This window comes from Mesotoga sp. UBA5847 (assembly GCF_002432735.1).
GTDB lineage: Bacteria > Thermotogota > Thermotogae > Petrotogales > Kosmotogaceae > Mesotoga.
The window spans coordinates 34327-51270 of sequence record NZ_DJGL01000074.1; the positions used below are offsets into that span (position 1 = coordinate 34327).

Consider the following 16944-nt stretch of genomic DNA (forward strand, 5'->3'; position numbering starts at 1 on the left):
GCCTGAAACATCTACTTGCTGGTCCTCTTCCTTCTCTTTTTTCTTTTTCCTTCTTCGTTGTAATAGTAATAGTAGTGGTAGTAATAGCTTGAATTCTTCTCATCTACTCCATTGACTATTACTCCAAGAATCTTCACTCCCACGGTCTTGAGATTCTCCACAACTATTCTCAAGCCATCTTTTATTGCCTTTCCGGGCCTAACAACTAGCACGATTCCGTCTAACTTGTTTCCCACCAAAGAAACGTCTGAAGTGACAACCGCCGGTGGCATATCTATCAGAACCCTGTCATATCTCTGCTTCAGTTCAGAAAGGAGAGTGTCGATCCTTTTCGACGAAAGGACTATTGTGGGATTCGGGGGAATGCTTCCCACCCCTATGAAATCCATGTTTTCAGCGTAGTTCTCGACAACTTCATCAATTGAGGCAGTTCCCATTATCACATCCACCGCGCCCTTGGTTCTCTTGCCAGCTTTAAGTATCTTTTCGACCCTGGGGCGACGCAGATCAAGGTCCAAGAGGACTACTCTTTGACCGCTGTTTGCCATTGAATAGGCGATATTTGCAATTACAAAACTCTTTCCCTCAGTAGGGAGAACCGATGTAACTGCCACTGTCTTTCCCTCGCCCATCGTGAAAGAGAGATTGCTTGCTGCAAGCTTTATCGATTCTGAAGAAGGGGCGGTCGGGTTTTTCTCGACATACATTTCTTCGCTTGTTCCTTCGATACTCGGAATTCTTCCGATTATCGGCTGCCTACTGAAACGTTCTATCTCTTCCTCTGTCTTGAGAGTTTTGTCGAGGTACTCGGCAAGAAAGACCATTAGCATTCCAAGAAAGATCCCCAAAACTCCTCCAATGGCCAGAGATAGTTTCTTGTTGGGTTTCACCGGCGACTGAGGCACGGTCGCGGGGTCGACAATTGCAGCGTTTCCAACTACGGCAGCTTCACTGATCTTTGCCTCCTCAAGTCTCTCCAGAAGCAAGGTGTAGAGGCTCTCTTTAACTGCTATCTGCCTCTCAAGATCGAGCAGCTGTTGCTCCTTTGCCGGCAGGTTTCTCAGTTCAGATTGATACTGGTCCCTCAAAAGACCGACTGCCTGAATCGAAGCTTGAAGGATTTGAAATCCTGCTTCTGAACTGATGACGCCAGTTATTATCTGCTGGTACGCAGGATTCAAGGTCATGCCCTGGCCTGAGATTATGAACTCGTTTTGAATCTGTTCTGCAATCAAACTCTCAGTCTTCGAAATCTCTGTGATTTTCGATCTCACTCTAGGGTCAGTTTTTGGATATTGCTCCTCCAGCGAAGCAAGCTCAACTTGAAGAGTTGCAAGGCTCTGTCTTAGACTGGTAAGCACGGGGTTTACGGAAAAACTCTCAGATGTTTGAACCCAAAGTGCCTTTATGCTCTTTGAATCAGTGCTGTCAAAATCGTCGAGCATACTCTGGTAAGTTTCGATTTCTGCTTTCTTCTCTTCAGCGGAGATCATCAGTTCGTTGTGCTGCTTGTCATAGTTGCTGAGCATTTGGAATAGTTGATCGGCATGCTTGTCGAGTACGTAGATGCCTGTTTCTTCTTTGAACTGCTTTATCTTATCGGTAGCCTCGTTCAGATCGCTCTCCAGAAGTGGGATCTGTGCCTCAATGAATTCACGTTTTCTTGTCAGGTCTCTTTTTGACAATTCTGCCAGTTTGGTATTGTAAACCTCGGCTAGGGTATTGGCGATATCCCTCGCAAGAACGGGGTCCTTGTTCTGAACTGAGACTCTGACAATCCTGGTATCCTTAACAGGTGAGACAGTTATCATTGATGAAATACTTCGCGTGAGTGAAGCTACTAGATCACGGTCCGAATAACCTTCCGATAGTAGCCGAGCCTTCGTCTCTTCTGAATATACTCTGTCGACCAACCCGAGCACTTCGATTATCTCTTCGATGTTCGTCCTGCTCTTAATAAGTTCAACCTCGGTTGAGATATTCGATCCCGAGCTCCCTGTAAGGGAACTACTAAAGAGATCCCCCACAGATGATTGAGAGGTTGGATCGACCTTGATGGTGACGCTGGCTTCATAAATTGGCGTAGCGAAAATGAGATAAACGCCTGTGACAACAACTACTGCAAGTACAATAGAAACGAAGAGAACCATTCGCTTCTTAAACATTCTAAAAATGTCTTCAAGAGTTAGTTCCCTATAATCGCTGCCCTCGAACTCGCTCACGAAAGCACCTCCATCTAGAGATAGTAATCGTTCAAAAAAAACCTACATCGATCATCGTGAAAATCTATGAAGAGTCTGTTGTCGCCAGACTTGTGTTTATCGCTTCCAATGATCTCGGCTATTCCCTCGTTGATAAGAACCCGAGTCTTGGGATTCTTGTCCAGACTGTTCCAGTTTACCTGAAAGAGAACTCCCATGTCTCTAAGCCTAAGTATATCGTCTGTAAGCTCTTGCTTGCCAAAAAACAACCCGCCTTTTTTGAAAAGGTATTCATAACGCTCAACATGAGCAAGTATTATTCTTAATCCCTTGACCTGCAGTTTTTCGATCACTTCAAACAGATAGTGAGGTCTTCGCTGCGTTGGAAGCTCCAATAGAACAGTGTCTGACCCACCCATAGTAATCAGATCGACGTCCAGTATCTCTGGTCTAAAGAATATCTCAGAGCCAAGCAAGACTTCAACTGAGTGAGAGTTCAGTTCAAAATGGTATTCGTTCCATCTCTTCACTATCTGTTCAGGATCCGAAGGACTCATCGGGGAAAAAAGGTGAGGTGTCAAGTAAAGTCTCTGAAGCCCCTTGAGCTTCATTTCTTCAAGGAGTGCCAGAGACTCCTCAATACTATCAACACCGTCATCCACTCCAGGGAGCAGATGGCAGTGAGAGTCGATATTCAATGCAGATCAACCTCACTTGAATATGCCGACGGCCGAATTCACTATGCTAAGCGATGAAGCAACAATCGACATGATGTCTTTGATGTTCACGATAGACGACTGGGGAACGAAAATGATGTTTCCCGGCGTCAAAGGAACGTTGCCTTTCGCAGGCTTCCCCTTCTGCTGATCAAGATCAAGTACCAGAGGCTGTTTGTCAGGGTCCTGGAACAGCAGCGCGTTACCTAAAACTGCATAGCTTGTGGGACCTCCCGCCTCGACGACCGCCTCGATTGCCGTTATGCCATCATAGAACCTTACAACTCCCGGTCTCTGCACTTCGCCAAAGACGTACACTCTGGCGGGTTCAGAATAAGGAACATATATCGTTGACCCCGGTGGGACAATCCTTCTGGTTAATGTGAGGAAATCTTCCGGGGTAGTAATCACTTCTTCAGTCTTTCCGGAATAAGAGATGAAGATTCTGCCCCTGGTTTCGAAGCTGGCAAGACCCCCTGCAAGACTCAGTAGTTCTGCAAGCGAAAGCTCCCCATATTCTGAAACAGAGAATATGCCTGGTGACTTGACGTCTCCTACGACAGTAACGAATGAATCATAGTTTCTTAGCGCAACAATGGTATCATCATCCTTAACATAGCTTCTAGCCAGTTCCTCGGTCTTCAGTGCATCTACCAGCTTTATTGTGCCATCGATTCCTACAAGACTGAGCGTAGTCACTGATTTGTCGAGTCCTCCAGCAACTGCAATCGCTGTCGCCAATGAAGGTTTTTCTCCGCTGATCTCGTACTTTCCAGGTCTTACTACATCGCCGAGCACTGTGATTGATATCAAAGATTTGCTCGACACATAAATGTATGAGTTGTCTGATAGAGGATCCCCTCGCTTTTGCAGAACCGATGCGGTGAACTCGCTGACGGATTTTCCATCATGAATTACTATCTTTCCAACCTGATTCTCGTCAACTATTCCGCCCGCTTTTGCTATTGCATCAGAAAGAGAATGGCTTTCATCTACGCTAAATGTGTAGAGGCCTGGATTGTTTACTGCACCCAGAACAGTTATCCTAATCACCTTTCTTGGAACGATAACCGTGCTTCCCGCTTCAATTACCGTGTCTCTACCTTCGTTCTTGACTTCAGCCAGACTAATCGGGAGAATCTCTCCGGAAGGCATAAGAATCCTAACTTGGTCTGAAGCAGTAATCTTCTCTCCTCCTGCTCTCGCAAGTGCTCTGAGAACAGTGATCTCCTCTTCGAAGGAAAACTCATACTTGCCAGGAGAATTCACCTCTCCGCTAACATAAACGTAGCGGTCATCTCCGGCAATATACACAGTCTGACCTGCCGACAAATGAATGTCTTCACCTTCAATTAGATCGAACCAGCGAATCTCTCTATCTTGATCTGTGATCTTTATATTCGAAGCGGCCCTATTTGTTAGACCGCCGGCCTTGGAAATGGCTAGCATCAGGCTAGGGGTCTCATTCTTGTAAAACTCGACGATTCCCGGGTTTCTAACTTCTCCAATTACATTCACTCTAACAGCCTCATAAACTGGTACATATACGAAGGACCCATCTTCAAGCGTAAGATCGAGGGCCTTTCCTAGTAGTATTGGGTCAACACTTACTGTGGAAGTTCTACCAAAGGGATCTGTTATCTGTATCTTGTTGCTGAGTGCAAGTGGCGTCATCCCGCCAGCTCTTGCAATTAGAGTAGTCAATGTAACTTTTTCTCCTGGTTCGAACTGAACTAATCCTGGGCTATTTACCGCACCAACCACAAATATCTGGCGGAGAACGTTGGGATACACGATTATCGATCCGGGTGAAAGTACCATGTCATTATCTTTGAGATCGGAGATCTGTCTTTCTCTTCTTGTTCCGTCGGGGAGAATCACAGTTACTCTACTGTTTGAGTCAAAATCAAGCAGGTTATGCTTTGCAAGGGCAGTTCTAAGGGTGATCTCCTCATTACTAGAAAAGTCAACTCTCCCGCCTTTTTCTCTTGAGATAACGTAAACGAACCGTTCTGAAGTCTCGGGCACGTATACTATTGAACCACTTGTTATCTGTGGATCAAGTGATATGCCCTTTATAACTGCCTGAAGGTCAAGTTTCTTGCGTTGGTCGGATTCAACTATTTCAACGTTTTTTGATAGAGGATCGATTAACCCTCCGGATATTGCTATTAGCTTTGTCAGGGTGGGATTCGGTTCTTCTCTGCTAATCAATTTGAGCCCAGGCTCCTTTACACCACCAAGAATGTACACATATCTTGATTCTATCTCGGGCACGAAGACTGTTGCTCCATCAGGAATAGACGGAGGGGTATCCTTCGATAGATCATCCATAGTATATACGGTTATTGAGGCTGCTCTCGAGTCAATTACTGTTATGCCGTATCTGTCAGCATAGTCATCAAAACCACCGGCAGCGGAAATCACGGTAGCCAGGTTGAAGGGGATACCGGGTTTCAGGGTGATTGTACCGGGGTTTCTTACTCGCCCAAGAACATTCGCCACGTTGCTTGCCTGCGGATAGAACACAACACTTCCTGTCTCAAGTTCCCAGTCAGTCTTTATTAGAGAACTGATAGGAATCCTTCTTTCGCCGCCGTCAGGAGATATCACTCTTATTTCCTTCTCTGAGGAAATCTCTACGAGATTTAGTTTCGCCAGAGCGTTTCTCAATGTGATCTTCTCTCCCGAAGAGAAGTCAACTTTGCCTCCGCTGTTGTCGGAGATAACGTACACGAATCTGTTGTCGATTCTTGGAACATAGATTAAATCGTCATACTCAATTTTTGGGTCTATTGAAAGACCTTTAAGAACTCTATCGAGATCGATGTCGATTATTTTCGTTCCTGAAAGAACCTGTACTGAAGAAATGTCGGCATTTTGCGAAAATCCTCCACCCGCGCTAATGGCTCTGGTTAAGAGAAGGTCATCTTCATCTAGCTCGATTTTTCCGGGTCTTCCCACTTCTCCAAACAAGTATACCCAAGTGCTGGTGTCAGGAACAATTACGATTGAGCCGGGTTCAAGGAAGTAATCCTTCTCTTCCAACTCCGAGGCAGGGATCTCTAGATTAGTACCGTTTGAACTAATAATCGAAATGGACTTGCTTGACTTGAAATTAAGGAGATTGATTCTGGCAAGGAGGTTTCTCAGGGTGAAGGCTTCATTCTCTTGAAAGTCGACTCTTCCTCCCTCTGTGGAAGAGACAACGTAGACAAATCGCTGTTCTTTCTCCCTAACAAGAACGATAGATTGCGGTTCTAGGACCAGAGAGCTTCTAGTGGCCTCTTCTATTGACAAGAGCCTTGTTCCATCTTTCATAAGAACCTCGACAAGTCCTGCCTTTTCACTAAGACCGCCTGACTTAGCAATTGCTCTACTGAGAGTGATTTCTTCGAAATTTGAAAAGGGTAGAGAGCCTGGGTTTCTAACCTCTCCAGTTACAAAGACCGTCTTCTCTCCGTGGGGCATAATAATCATCGAGCCTGCCTCGAGAAGCATATCCTCTTTTTCGATGGAGTCATAACGTTTTCCAGAAGGTTCAACTATCACGACAGAATCGAGACTAGATGGGTCGTATAGGTCTACCTTAACCAGAGCATTTACAAGAGTAAGATTCTCGTCGATGCTGAATTCTACTTTTCCGCCGAATGATGCTGAAGCGACATAGACGAACCTTTCTCGCAGACGAGGAACGAAGACCGTGTCACCCGGATTCAATTTCACGTCCTCGATTGAACCGCTCAAGAGCTTATCGACTTCAAAGGACTCAGGTACCGCGACGCCGCTTCTCAGAATGTACAATCCTTCTGATGCAGTTTGTCTTAGGCCGCCGGCCTCTCCAATTGCCTGTAGAAGGGTAAGTGTTTCACGGTATGGTAGCGATGTTGGGTTGTTGAACTCACCAAGAAGTTTCACGGATTTTGATGAAGAATCGTTTGCTATTACGATACTCCCGGCGGGGACTTCCGGGTCGCTTACTCTTCCAAATAGTATACTATTCAGGTTTATTGAGGATGAGTTGCCCTGGAATTCATCGCTAATGATCAGAATCTCTTCTTTGTCGGCCGTTTCGGCAAGGCCGCCCGACTTAGCAATAACCTGGGTTAACGTAATGCCTGGATTGAATTTCACTAGAGTAGGTGACCTGAACTCTCCCATAGTCAAGATCCATGCTTTTGTACCCGTTGGAACGTATAGGGTTGAACCTTCCGTAATCTTCTCCTTCAAAGCTTCGCCTGCCGACAAAATGGAAGACAGATCGACGTGCTTTCTGGTTCCATCCTTATAGACAACGAAGGCAGAAGAGAGATCTGCCCCATCCTGGAGCCCGCCAGCAAGGGCAAGAAGCTGAGAGATTCCGATCGTGCCTTCATGCCACTCTATCGCCCCTGGTTTGTTTACTTCCCCAAGGATGTAGAACATGAATGGTGCATATGATTTCACAGATACTGTAACCTGTGGTTTAGATGTAAGGATGCCCTGATTTAAGAACTGAGAAGAAAGCAAAGATTGGATTTCTTCGAGAGTCTTTCCCAGTAAAGCAATATTTCCTAGCGGTGGAATAGAAGCGGTACCGTCAGGACCAACAAGTACTTCGCTGGAAAGATCGCCTGAACCATAAACAGATATTGATAGCAGATCACCTGGTCTAACCGAGTATCCGAAAAGGGAAACTGTAATAACAAGCAATATTAGAAGCGGGATGATTCTCAAACGCATGTAACTTCCTCCTTCTTCAATTTTCAGTTCTCTTCCAGGAGTCTTTTGATCTCAGACTTCAATTCCGAGAAATCGGGTGACTTAACGACATACGCGTCAGCGGCCCAAGAAGAGAGATCATGTTTGTAGTGTGTATACGCTGTCAAAAGAACGATCTTCTTATCGGGATATTTTTCGCGCAATATGCCGGCTAGCTCAAGTCCATTTATCCCTTCCATTTCAACATCGATAGTAATGAGATCAAACGATGTTCCCTGCTTTAAGATGCTCAGAGCTTCTTCTGCGCTACTTGAGCCCTCGACTTCATATCCCGATTCCTTGAGCTCTTCTTCAAGGAGTAGCCTCATGTTCTTTTCATCTTCAACTATCAGCACTCTTTTCAAGATCAAACCTCCCAACTCTTCTAGTCGGCAACCTGAAAGTGAAGTTAGTTCCTCCGCTTCCGCTTGAAGCGGAAATCTCTCCCCCGTGTTCCTCAACAATCTTCTTGCATATCGAAAGTCCTAGACCCGTGCCAAGGGTCTTGGTAGTGAAGAACGGCTCAAAGATACGCTTCAAGGTCTCCTCTGGTATCGTTCTTCCGCCATTCCAGACGGAAAAGTCTATACTATCATCTTCTTCTTGAATAGTTATCCGTACTTCACCATCACTTTCAGAAGCCTCAATAGCGTTCTGAACAAGGTTAATTATTACCTGTTTAATCCTGTCTTTGTTGCCGTAATACTCAATTTTATCTTTTCTTGAGTATAGAACAAGTTTAACACTTTCTTGGTCGGCTTTTTCTTCAAAACCGGCAAGTATCTCGCGTGTTATGGAAACGAGATCGAACTCCTCGTCCGTTGTTACACTCCTTCTTCGCGAGGCTTCTAGTACTTCTCCAACTATGCTGTCGAGTCTACGGAGTTCGTCCATAAGTATCTTCGCATATTCTCTAGTTTTTTCCCTGTCGGAAGAGGCCAGAATCCTCTTAACAAAACCGCCGATTATCGTGATGGGGTTTCTGATTTCGTGAGCAACTTTGGCAGACATTTCTCCGAGAGCAGCGAGTTTTTCTCTGCTTTTCAACTCCTGTTCCAGCTTTCTTCTTCTAGTTATTTCATCTAGAGATAGAATCACACCGGTAAGCTTCTTTCTTCTCTCTTCTCTCAAGGGTGTTATTTGAACATCGAAATACTTGTCGCCAAAAGCGTTAAAATGCTGATCAGTCAAAGTAATCGTCTCTCCAATTCTCATCGCGTCAAAGAGTAGTTCGATGATACCGTCGAGTTTCAAATTCATGGACTGGATGCTCTTTCCGATAAGGTCATTTCTATTGACGTCAAGAAGGAACTCAGCGGTTCTGTTTACCTCTGTTATTTTGCCTTCAACCGAACAGACGATTATTGCCGATTCGAGAGACTGAAGAATACTTGATACAAACCTACGATAGTAATTAGATAGGTTTTTCTCCTTCTCAAGGCTCTCAGCCATTTGGACAATTCTCTCGTAGTTCTCCGTAAGCTCCAGAGCTACCCCTGTGCTGTCGGCAAGCAACCCGAGAATCTCCGTATCGGCATTGCTGATTCTCTTTCCAGAATCACTGTTGTCGATTATCAGAATTCCTAATACTTTTTCTTCACCGGATACGGGAACAATCAAGTATTCATCTGAACCGATGATCCTATTGAGAAGAGCCAACTCTTCCCCTCTCAGCCTAAGCATTTCGGGTGTGACATGAACGATTTTCTTCCTCAGGACTACTCTCTCAAGGATGATATTACCCGGGTAAGAAATCAACGCCCCAGATTCATTTTCATCTTTTGAAGATTCCTCAAGCGACACATCCTGAAGATATCTTGCTAGATCGCTATACACTGATCTGTCCGAGTTTTCTCTGCTTTTTGAGAGCATTTTGCTCTCTTCAACAAGAACAGAACGTGCGTTATCCACTCTGAAGAATATTGCTCTATCGAATTTAAGTCCGGAGGAGTGGGTTGCGCCCATAAGAAGAATTCTAATTATTCTCTCTCTGTCAAGGCTTCTCTTCATTGCCTCTGTGATTTTGTGAAGCACGCTCAATTTGAAGAGTTGCTCTTTCTGTTCGCTTATTAGTTCCTCATGCTTCTTTCCGAGCTGCCTGAGTTTTCTCACTTCTATTTCCAGTCGAGAAGTAAGTCTTAACCTACTTATGGCAAATGCCATCCTTCTACTCATATCATCAAGCATCTTCAAATCTTCTCTGTCAAGGTGTTTGTAAGCTCTGAATTCACCTTCTACCTCTTCTCTATCGGCAGCAACAATCAATCCAACTACCATTCCCTCGACCAAGAGTGGAACTGCTATGAACGAACCCACGGAGACTTCTTCTGTGAAGATTACTGATGAAAGATCCGACTTCTTGGCTGAAACAAAAAGCCTCTCTCTTGAGAGAACATCAAGTTGCTCATCGGAAATACTCATCTCTATTCCTCGTAAAGGACTTGTTCCTTCACCAATCGCTGCCCTAAGGTGAAATGAGGTGTCAAGCCTTTCAAGAAAGAAGATCCATCTAACCCTTAACATCTCTCTGGCAATTTCAAGAGATCTATATACAAGCTCTTCCGAATCGGTTTCCGTTTCGAGAACCGAAGTCAATCGAGAGACAAGCTTCAGTCTCCTGTAGCCTTCTTCTTCTAGCGATCTCTTGATTGAATAGTGCAGAACCATTTCTAGCTCCTTTATCCAGCTTCCGAGTGAGCCTTTGACTTTAGATTTTGTAGGGAAGGTCAAAAGGCCAAGCGGTTCACCCTCGCAAAACAAACCTATGAACTTAACCTTTTCCTTGTGTTCCTCGAGATGAGTAGAAAGGACTATCTCCTTCTCGAACACTTCAGCTTTGTTTAGTTCTCTCAGAAAGGGATTCTTATTCAATCCAATTTCCCTTCCTGTACGGGTGAATCCTTCTCTGAAATTCACTTCCTTGAAGACATCCCGGTACTTCTCCAGAATAAAGAGTGATGGTTCCGATGAGATTTCCAGCGCTATTCTTTTCAGTATTCTCTGGATTATCTCATCAGAAGATGTTTCAAACCCCGTTCCTCTCAGTTCAATCACCACTTCTCGACAATCTCTATTATCAGTCTCATGTGCTCAACATGACTTCCCTCCCAGTAGATATGACCGCATTTCTTGCACTTTGAGAAGCTCTCTTTTGTAAGTAGTATATAGTCCGGTACTCCGCAAAGATCTTCAAGAGAGGCTATTTCTAGCTCGCCGTTGCATTTTGAACATCTGCTGAGGAAATCGATATCTTTGTAATTTATCCTGAACCTGTGAACGACCGACTTCAGTTGCGACTTCCAGTTCTCAGATTTGATAAGGTAACATCTGATCCTGAATCTCATTGCAATTTCGAGAGCTTTCCTGCTCTTGGTAAGAAATACGTCTCGATTACTGACAGCTCCTTCAATCTCATTTCTTGAGCATATCTCGGTGTCGAAGCCAAGAAACCGGAGCTTCTTCGCCAGCTTTGTAAGAGAGTCTTCAACTAGGAACTTCATTTCTTCACCATGATCGAGAATACTATCCCTGCATATTCTCTTTGATCGATAAGCCTAAACAGAGTACCGGTTCTTGCAAGAGAATCGCTTTCTCTCTTTGAAGTTTCGACTATCAGGAGACTTCTAGAGTTTAGAACGACAGAGTTTTGTTCTAGCAATTCAATAAGAGGTTTAATATATTGTTCATCAAAAGGGGGATCTGCAAAGATAATATCAAATTCAACACCCTTTCTTACGAGGGAAGGGATGGCTCTGCGAAAGTCGGAGCAGACTATTTTCAAGTCCGCTGAAGGATCAAGTCCATTCTTGCTTTCGAGAATTGATTGACATGCCTTCTTTGATGAATCAACTGATGTTACATCTATTGCGCCTCTGCTCAATGCTTCAAAAGAAATTATCCCGCTTCCTGAGAAGAGATCAAGAAAGGTCTTCGAGCTCACGTCCACTATATCGAAAAGGGCCTTTCTGGCGGACTGAGGTGTATATCTTGTACTCCTCCTTGGAGGAGTCTTTATAGATCGTCTAGCCCACTTCCCTCCCGTTATGACCAACATACTATCCAACCTCTATCAATCTTACTCTTTCCGAGTATAGCCTCTGCATTTCGATTCTGAGAGCTCCATGCTCCAGAAGATCGGGGTCTCTTTCAATAGTCTCCTGAGCATCTTCCCTGGCTTTGAAAAGGAGATCTCGATCATCGACAATGTCGCCGAGAAGAAATTGAGGCATTCCGTGCTGCCTCAAACCAACGAACTCACCGGGGCCTCGAAGTCTAAGATCGAGCTCAGCAACATCAAATCCACTTGCGGTCGAAGCAAACTCTCTCAACCTCGAGAGCGCTTCGCCCGAAATCGCTCGGTTCATTAGCATGACGCAGATCGACTTGAGATTGCTTCTTCCTACACGTCCTCTGAGCTGGTGAAGTTGCGCCATTCCAAATCTTTCGGGGTGTTCAATAACCATAACGGTTGCCGAAGGTATATCAATTCCTACCTCAACAACAGTTGTGGAAACAAGAATCATGCTCTTCTTTGATTTGAATCTCTGCATAATCTCTTGCTTTTCGGTGTCGGTTAGTCTTCCATGGAGCAGTTCCACTCCTGTACCAGGGAAGACTTTCTCTCTTAGCCTTGCCGCTTCATCTGTTGCATTTTTCAGGTCCACTTGCTCTGACTCTTCTACGAGAGGATAAATGAAGAAAATCTGATGACCCATCTTTATTTCCTCCGAAATGAATGAATAGAGATGATCGATCCTGCTTCGGGCAAGCAGTATCGTTCGTACTGGCGATCTTCCTTTTGGCATCGTATGAATTGTTGATACGTCAAGATCACCGTATACCGTCAAGGCAAGTGTTCTGGGGATAGGAGTCGCAGTCATGACAAGACTATCAAGAAGTCTCCCCTTTGAAGTCAATGTTTCACGTTGCTTAACTCCGAACCTGTGCTGTTCGTCAACCACAACAAGACCAAGGCTTCTGAACTCCACACCCTCCTGAATTAGGGAATGGGTTCCAACCACTACGTCTATCTCTCCCTTTGTCAATCTGGTTCTGATACTCTCCTGATCAGTCTTCTTGAGTGAACCAGTCAACAGTGCGACGTCGATACCGAGCGGTTCAAGATCCTTCTTCATCTTTTCGAAGTGCTGCATTGCCAAGACAGACGTTGGAACCATCAAGGCGCTCTGATATCCAGCTTCATAGTTGTCTGTGATTGCCAGTTCGGCTACAAGTGTCTTTCCAGAGCCCACATCTCCCTGAAGCAACCTGCTCATTGGCGAGGTGGCCCTCATATCATCTCTTATCTCTCTGAAAGCCTTTACCTGATCTTCTGTTAACTCAAAGGGCAGGGACTCTACAAGTCTTTCGGCGAGAATCCCGGCGATTTCCTTAGGTAGGCCTTGGTATTTACACCTCATCTGTCTTCTACGAGAAAGAACTGCAATCTCAAATAAGAAAAACTCTTCATATGCAAGCGTTTCGCGAGCCTTTCTTGCTTCGAACATGCTCTTGGGAAAATGTATCGCAGTGAATGAATGCTTTCTTTCGAGGAGCTGCCTTCTTTCTTTGATCTTCAGAGGGATAAGGTTTTCTAGGGATCTCACAACACCAAGATTGCGCTTGGTTATTTTCCTCATCATTTTCATAGAGATTCCTGAAGTAAGGGAGTAGACGGGCAGAATCTCACCCGAGACTTCGCCATTCACTTCTTCGATTTCCGGAGAGTTCATCTCCAGAGGACCAAATGGGGTCTTCTTTGCCAATCCGTGAATGAGATACTCTTTGTCTTTCTTGAGCTTTTGTAGAATGTAGTCCTGATTGAACCATTTGAGAAGCAGTTGACCGAAGCCATCGCCTGCGACTGCAGAGATTATCGTGTAGCCTGAAACCTTCTTAACTGAGAAGTTAAGTATTCTCGCCCTTACACTTACCTTGGAATCAGCTGAAAGTGACGAAATCGGGAGAATCACCCTTCGATCTTCGTAGTCTCTCGGAAAGTAATAGATTAGATCACCAATTGTTTCGATATCCATTCTCTTAAGAATTTTGGATCTTGCTTCACCGACTGAGTAAGCATACTTTATGGGTGTTGAGAGTGATGCGGGCCTTCCTAGTAGCGCCTCGATTTCGTCAACAGTTCGCAGAAGGAAAATCCTTCTCAACTTTGCTACCATTTCGAGTCCATTTATCAGTCTCTTTTTCCTTCTATCTTGACTAAGCGCTTCGCTTTTCGAGAAGTAGGAGACGAATTTGGACAAGTATTCGTTGAGTAAGGGAAATCGGGAAAACTCCTCTTTGTCTGTCTGAGATACGATTCGCTTCAGTTCTGAGAAGAGAACTTCATTGTCTCTTCCTGAGAGCGAAGCTTCGAAAAGCATTTCACATTCGTCAAGGACTTGCTCAAAAAGCATTACTTTCTTTCTTTCTCCCCGTAACACGCCAGGCCAAAGACTGCGGGTCCGCTATGGCAGGCTATTGTTGGCCAGATTCTTCCGGTAACAAGTTCAATCTCATTTCTTTGGATGCCTAAATTCTCTTCGATCAACTCGACGGTTTTTTCGGTTGTTTCTTTCGCAATATCCGAGTACTCCTCGCTCCCGTAGATCGAGTACAAAACAACTGATTCTCTCCTTCTCTCGAGAAACTCAAGGACGTTTGAAACCATCTGCTCCTGCAACTTCTTCATACCTCTAAGCTTCGCCACAGGACTAATATATCCTTCTTCATCAACTGAAAGAATCGGCTTGATGTTGAGCAAGGTTCCGGCTAGCCCCTGTGCTTTTCCTATTCTTCCATTCTTTATCAAGTATTTCAGCGTGGGAACGCTGAATTCCATGAACGTGTCTTGAATTATCTCCGGCACTCTCGATATTGCCTCATCGATCTCCAACCCTCGTTCTATTAACTCAATAAGTTTCTTAGCGATCAAATGAGCTCCAATAGAGACTTTTCTGGTATCAACAACTGTGACTTCCAGCCCCTCCACCATTTTGGAGGCCATAACGCAAGTATCATACAGACCCGACATCTTCGATGAGAAATGAATATCAAGTAGCTTCGTGTAACCTTTTGACTTTATGTCATTGTAGTAATCAAGAACCTGTCCGAGTGGCGGTTGAGCTGTGTGAAACTCTCTGGAGCTTTCGACGATATTGTAGAAAACATTCTCCATGAAGTCAAACTCGTCGTTATATTCCTTGTCATCAATAATGATTTTCATTCCCATGAAAAAGAGTTTATGCTCCTCAACGAAACTTCTCGTTGGCGCACAACCTGAATCAACGGATACCGCAATCAATTCGTTCACCTTCCTTCGGCGAAAATCTGCTCTTGGTCGTCTCCGTTATCTATTCTCACGCACCATCTACCATCGACAAAATCAGTCTCCAGTGAATACCCGTTAAGTTCCACAGCAAGTGGTCTGCCATTATCTATGCTGAACTGAAGAAGTCTTTCGGCAGAAACCCTTACTCCTCTCTTTACTGAAGCCTCAAGCATTAACTGCGTGTTTTTGCGATTTGAGTTCACTACACTCAGTGCAAAAAAAGAAGTTATCATACAGATACTCAGAAGTAAGACAGAGAGAACAAGTGTAACAATGTTGCCTCTTCTCATCAATCACCTTTCAAATAACCTACGTAAGGTAGATTTCTGTATACTTCATCATAGTCAAGTCCATATCCAACAATGAACTGATCGCCTATTCTTTCGCCGGTAAAGTCTATCACAACTCCATGATCGTGAATAGTCTTTTCAAAGAGCGAGACCAGTTTCACGTCTGCCGGTTTCTGCTTCCAGATATAGTTTATTATGTATCTCAAAGTTCCTCCGGTGTCAACTATGTCTTCAACAAGAAGAACGTAACGGTCCGTAACAGATTCATCCACCCATGTCTTCACACGAATTCTTCCCGTAGTGGAGACTCCTGAATAACTGGAAACATGAACGAAATTATAGCGCACCTTCAACTCAAGTCTCTTTAGGAGATCGCTATAGAAATGAACTGAGCCCTTCAGAATGCAGACAGCCGTTATCTCTTCAGTAATCGGGGAGTAGTAACTGTTGATTTCTTCTGCAAGTCTACTAACAATTCTCTCAAGGGCCTCTTCTGAGTAAAGAACCGCGATCTTAGCAGGATCAAAGAGCATTTCCTTCACCTCCGGCAGTCATGATAATTATACCATCGTAGAAAGACTATGAAACGATCTATTCTTATGAAGCATTAAGTGGAAATGCGAGGTTGAGTAGGTTACAATCCTTCTTGTGAAGTTGCACGGATTTCTTGGCTAATCTTTTTGCCTACAGAATGGGGCGATTGTATGGATCAACATTTTCTGAGTAATTACCTCGACGCTTCCGAATATGAGATTCCTCTAGATTTGCCTACAATCTTTGGGAGGGAAAGCGAAACATACCTGGAAGTGGGGTTCGGTAGTGGCGAGTTCCTTGTTCAGAAAGCGATTGATAATTCTGCAAAAGATTTCCTGGGAGTTGAGTTGTCTGTAATAAGCACAGAGAAACTTCTTAAATCGCTTAAGAGAGAGCTTGTAGAAAACGTCCGAGTGCTTCTGACGGATGCGTCTTTCTGTTTAAATAACGTAATTCCTAAGGATTCACTGTCCGGTGTTTATATGAATTTCCCCTGTCCGTGGCCAAAGAAAAGACATTCAAATCGGCGGCTGAACGACCTCAATTTCGTTTTGAAGATTGGGCGGGTTCTAAAAAAAGGGGGTTTCTTTCAGCTCTATTCCGATTCGAAGGAATTCATCTCTGAGATGAGCTCGAGCGTAGACCTAACTGGTCTCTTCGATTCGGACACAGTCGAAATAAATCCAACGGCCGGAGTGGGAACTAGATACGAGAGAAAATGGCTGGCTATGCAGAGGGAGATATTCAGACTCATCTGTAGAAGAAACAGCAAAGCAGTGAAATGTGAAGAGGATGTGGTTAACTTGTCGCATTTGTGGGTGAAGAACATCGACAAGTCCCGGCTCGATAGAGTTGCAGGGCGGTCGTTTTCTAGTGATGAGATGTTTGTCAAGTTCATGGGGGTCTACAGAAAGCTTGACAATGAGGTCTTTCTAATTGAGACTCTTTCGGTTGACAGAGGCTATTCTCAAAGATTCTATATAAGTCTTTCCAAAAGGGAAGAAGTTTGGCTGATTCAACTAGATAGTCAAGCGAAACCTTTTAGGACCAGAGCGGTAAAATTCGCCGTTAGAACGCTATCTCGGATACTTGGTGACGAAAGTCGAGCTTAATAGTGAGGCGCATTTTTGGGAAGT

General features: G+C 44.4%; 12 protein-coding genes. 1 reads left to right on the forward strand and 11 read right to left on the reverse strand.

Translation table 11 applies throughout. The annotated features are described in order from the left end of the window. Positions 1-11: 11 nt before the first annotated feature. Genes B3K91_RS08505 through hpt form a run of 11 tightly spaced genes read right to left on the reverse strand, consistent with a single transcriptional unit; the run spans position 12 to position 15807 of the window. Positions 12-2222 carry a GumC family protein gene (locus B3K91_RS08505; protein WP_292590351.1) on the reverse strand — a complete coding sequence of 737 codons (2211 nt, stop codon included), beginning with the start codon at positions 2220-2222 and terminating at the stop codon, positions 12-14. 14 nt (positions 2223-2236) lie between these two features. After that, a complete protein-coding gene (locus tag B3K91_RS08510) occupies positions 2237-2899 on the reverse strand; it encodes a CpsB/CapC family capsule biosynthesis tyrosine phosphatase (protein WP_214060328.1) in 663 nt (220 codons plus the stop codon). Positions 2900-2911: 12 nt separating this feature from the next. Continuing rightward, positions 2912-7639 (reverse strand): SLBB domain-containing protein, encoded by a 4728-nt coding sequence (locus B3K91_RS08515; RefSeq protein WP_292590353.1) that lies wholly within the window; start codon positions 7637-7639, stop codon positions 2912-2914. 23 nt (positions 7640-7662) lie between these two features. Further along, positions 7663-8022: a response regulator gene (locus B3K91_RS08520; RefSeq protein WP_349680390.1), complete on the reverse strand. Its 360-nt coding sequence runs from the start codon at positions 8020-8022 to the stop codon at positions 7663-7665. Next, a complete protein-coding gene (locus tag B3K91_RS08525) occupies positions 8000-10711 on the reverse strand; it encodes a GAF domain-containing sensor histidine kinase (RefSeq protein WP_292590354.1) in 2712 nt (903 codons plus the stop codon). The genes B3K91_RS08520 and B3K91_RS08525 overlap by 23 nt, the downstream gene beginning before the upstream one ends. Further along, on the reverse strand, positions 10708-11157 hold the full coding sequence (locus B3K91_RS08530) for a Mut7-C RNAse domain-containing protein (protein ID WP_292590355.1): 450 nt from the start codon (positions 11155-11157) through the stop codon (positions 10708-10710). The genes B3K91_RS08525 and B3K91_RS08530 overlap by 4 nt, the downstream gene beginning before the upstream one ends. Beyond that, a complete protein-coding gene (gene rsmD / locus B3K91_RS08535; protein WP_214060389.1) occupies positions 11154-11711 on the reverse strand; it encodes a 16S rRNA (guanine(966)-N(2))-methyltransferase RsmD in 558 nt (185 codons plus the stop codon). Before rsmD ends, B3K91_RS08530 begins: the two co-directional genes overlap by 4 nt. 1 nt (position 11712) lies before the next feature. Beyond that, on the reverse strand, positions 11713-14070 hold the full coding sequence (recG, locus tag B3K91_RS08540; protein WP_292590356.1) for an ATP-dependent DNA helicase RecG: 2358 nt from the start codon (positions 14068-14070) through the stop codon (positions 11713-11715). After that, a complete protein-coding gene (locus tag B3K91_RS08545) occupies positions 14070-14966 on the reverse strand; it encodes a DegV family protein (RefSeq protein WP_214060391.1) in 897 nt (298 codons plus the stop codon). The genes recG and B3K91_RS08545 overlap by 1 nt, the downstream gene beginning before the upstream one ends. After that, entirely contained in the window at positions 14963-15274 is a 312-nt protein-coding gene (locus B3K91_RS08550; protein ID WP_099828783.1) for a hypothetical protein, read from the reverse strand. Before B3K91_RS08550 ends, B3K91_RS08545 begins: the two co-directional genes overlap by 4 nt. Further along, positions 15274-15807, reverse strand: coding sequence for a hypoxanthine phosphoribosyltransferase (gene hpt / locus B3K91_RS08555; RefSeq protein ID WP_214060392.1), 534 nt, complete (start codon positions 15805-15807; stop codon positions 15274-15276). Before hpt ends, B3K91_RS08550 begins: the two co-directional genes overlap by 1 nt. Before the next feature lie 171 nt (positions 15808-15978). Here hpt and trmB point away from each other — a divergent pair, with 171 nt between their 5' ends. Continuing rightward, complete coding sequence (gene trmB / locus B3K91_RS08560; RefSeq protein WP_292590357.1) at positions 15979-16920, forward strand: tRNA (guanosine(46)-N7)-methyltransferase TrmB; 942 nt, start codon at positions 15979-15981, stop codon at positions 16918-16920. Positions 16921-16944 lie beyond the last annotated feature (24 nt).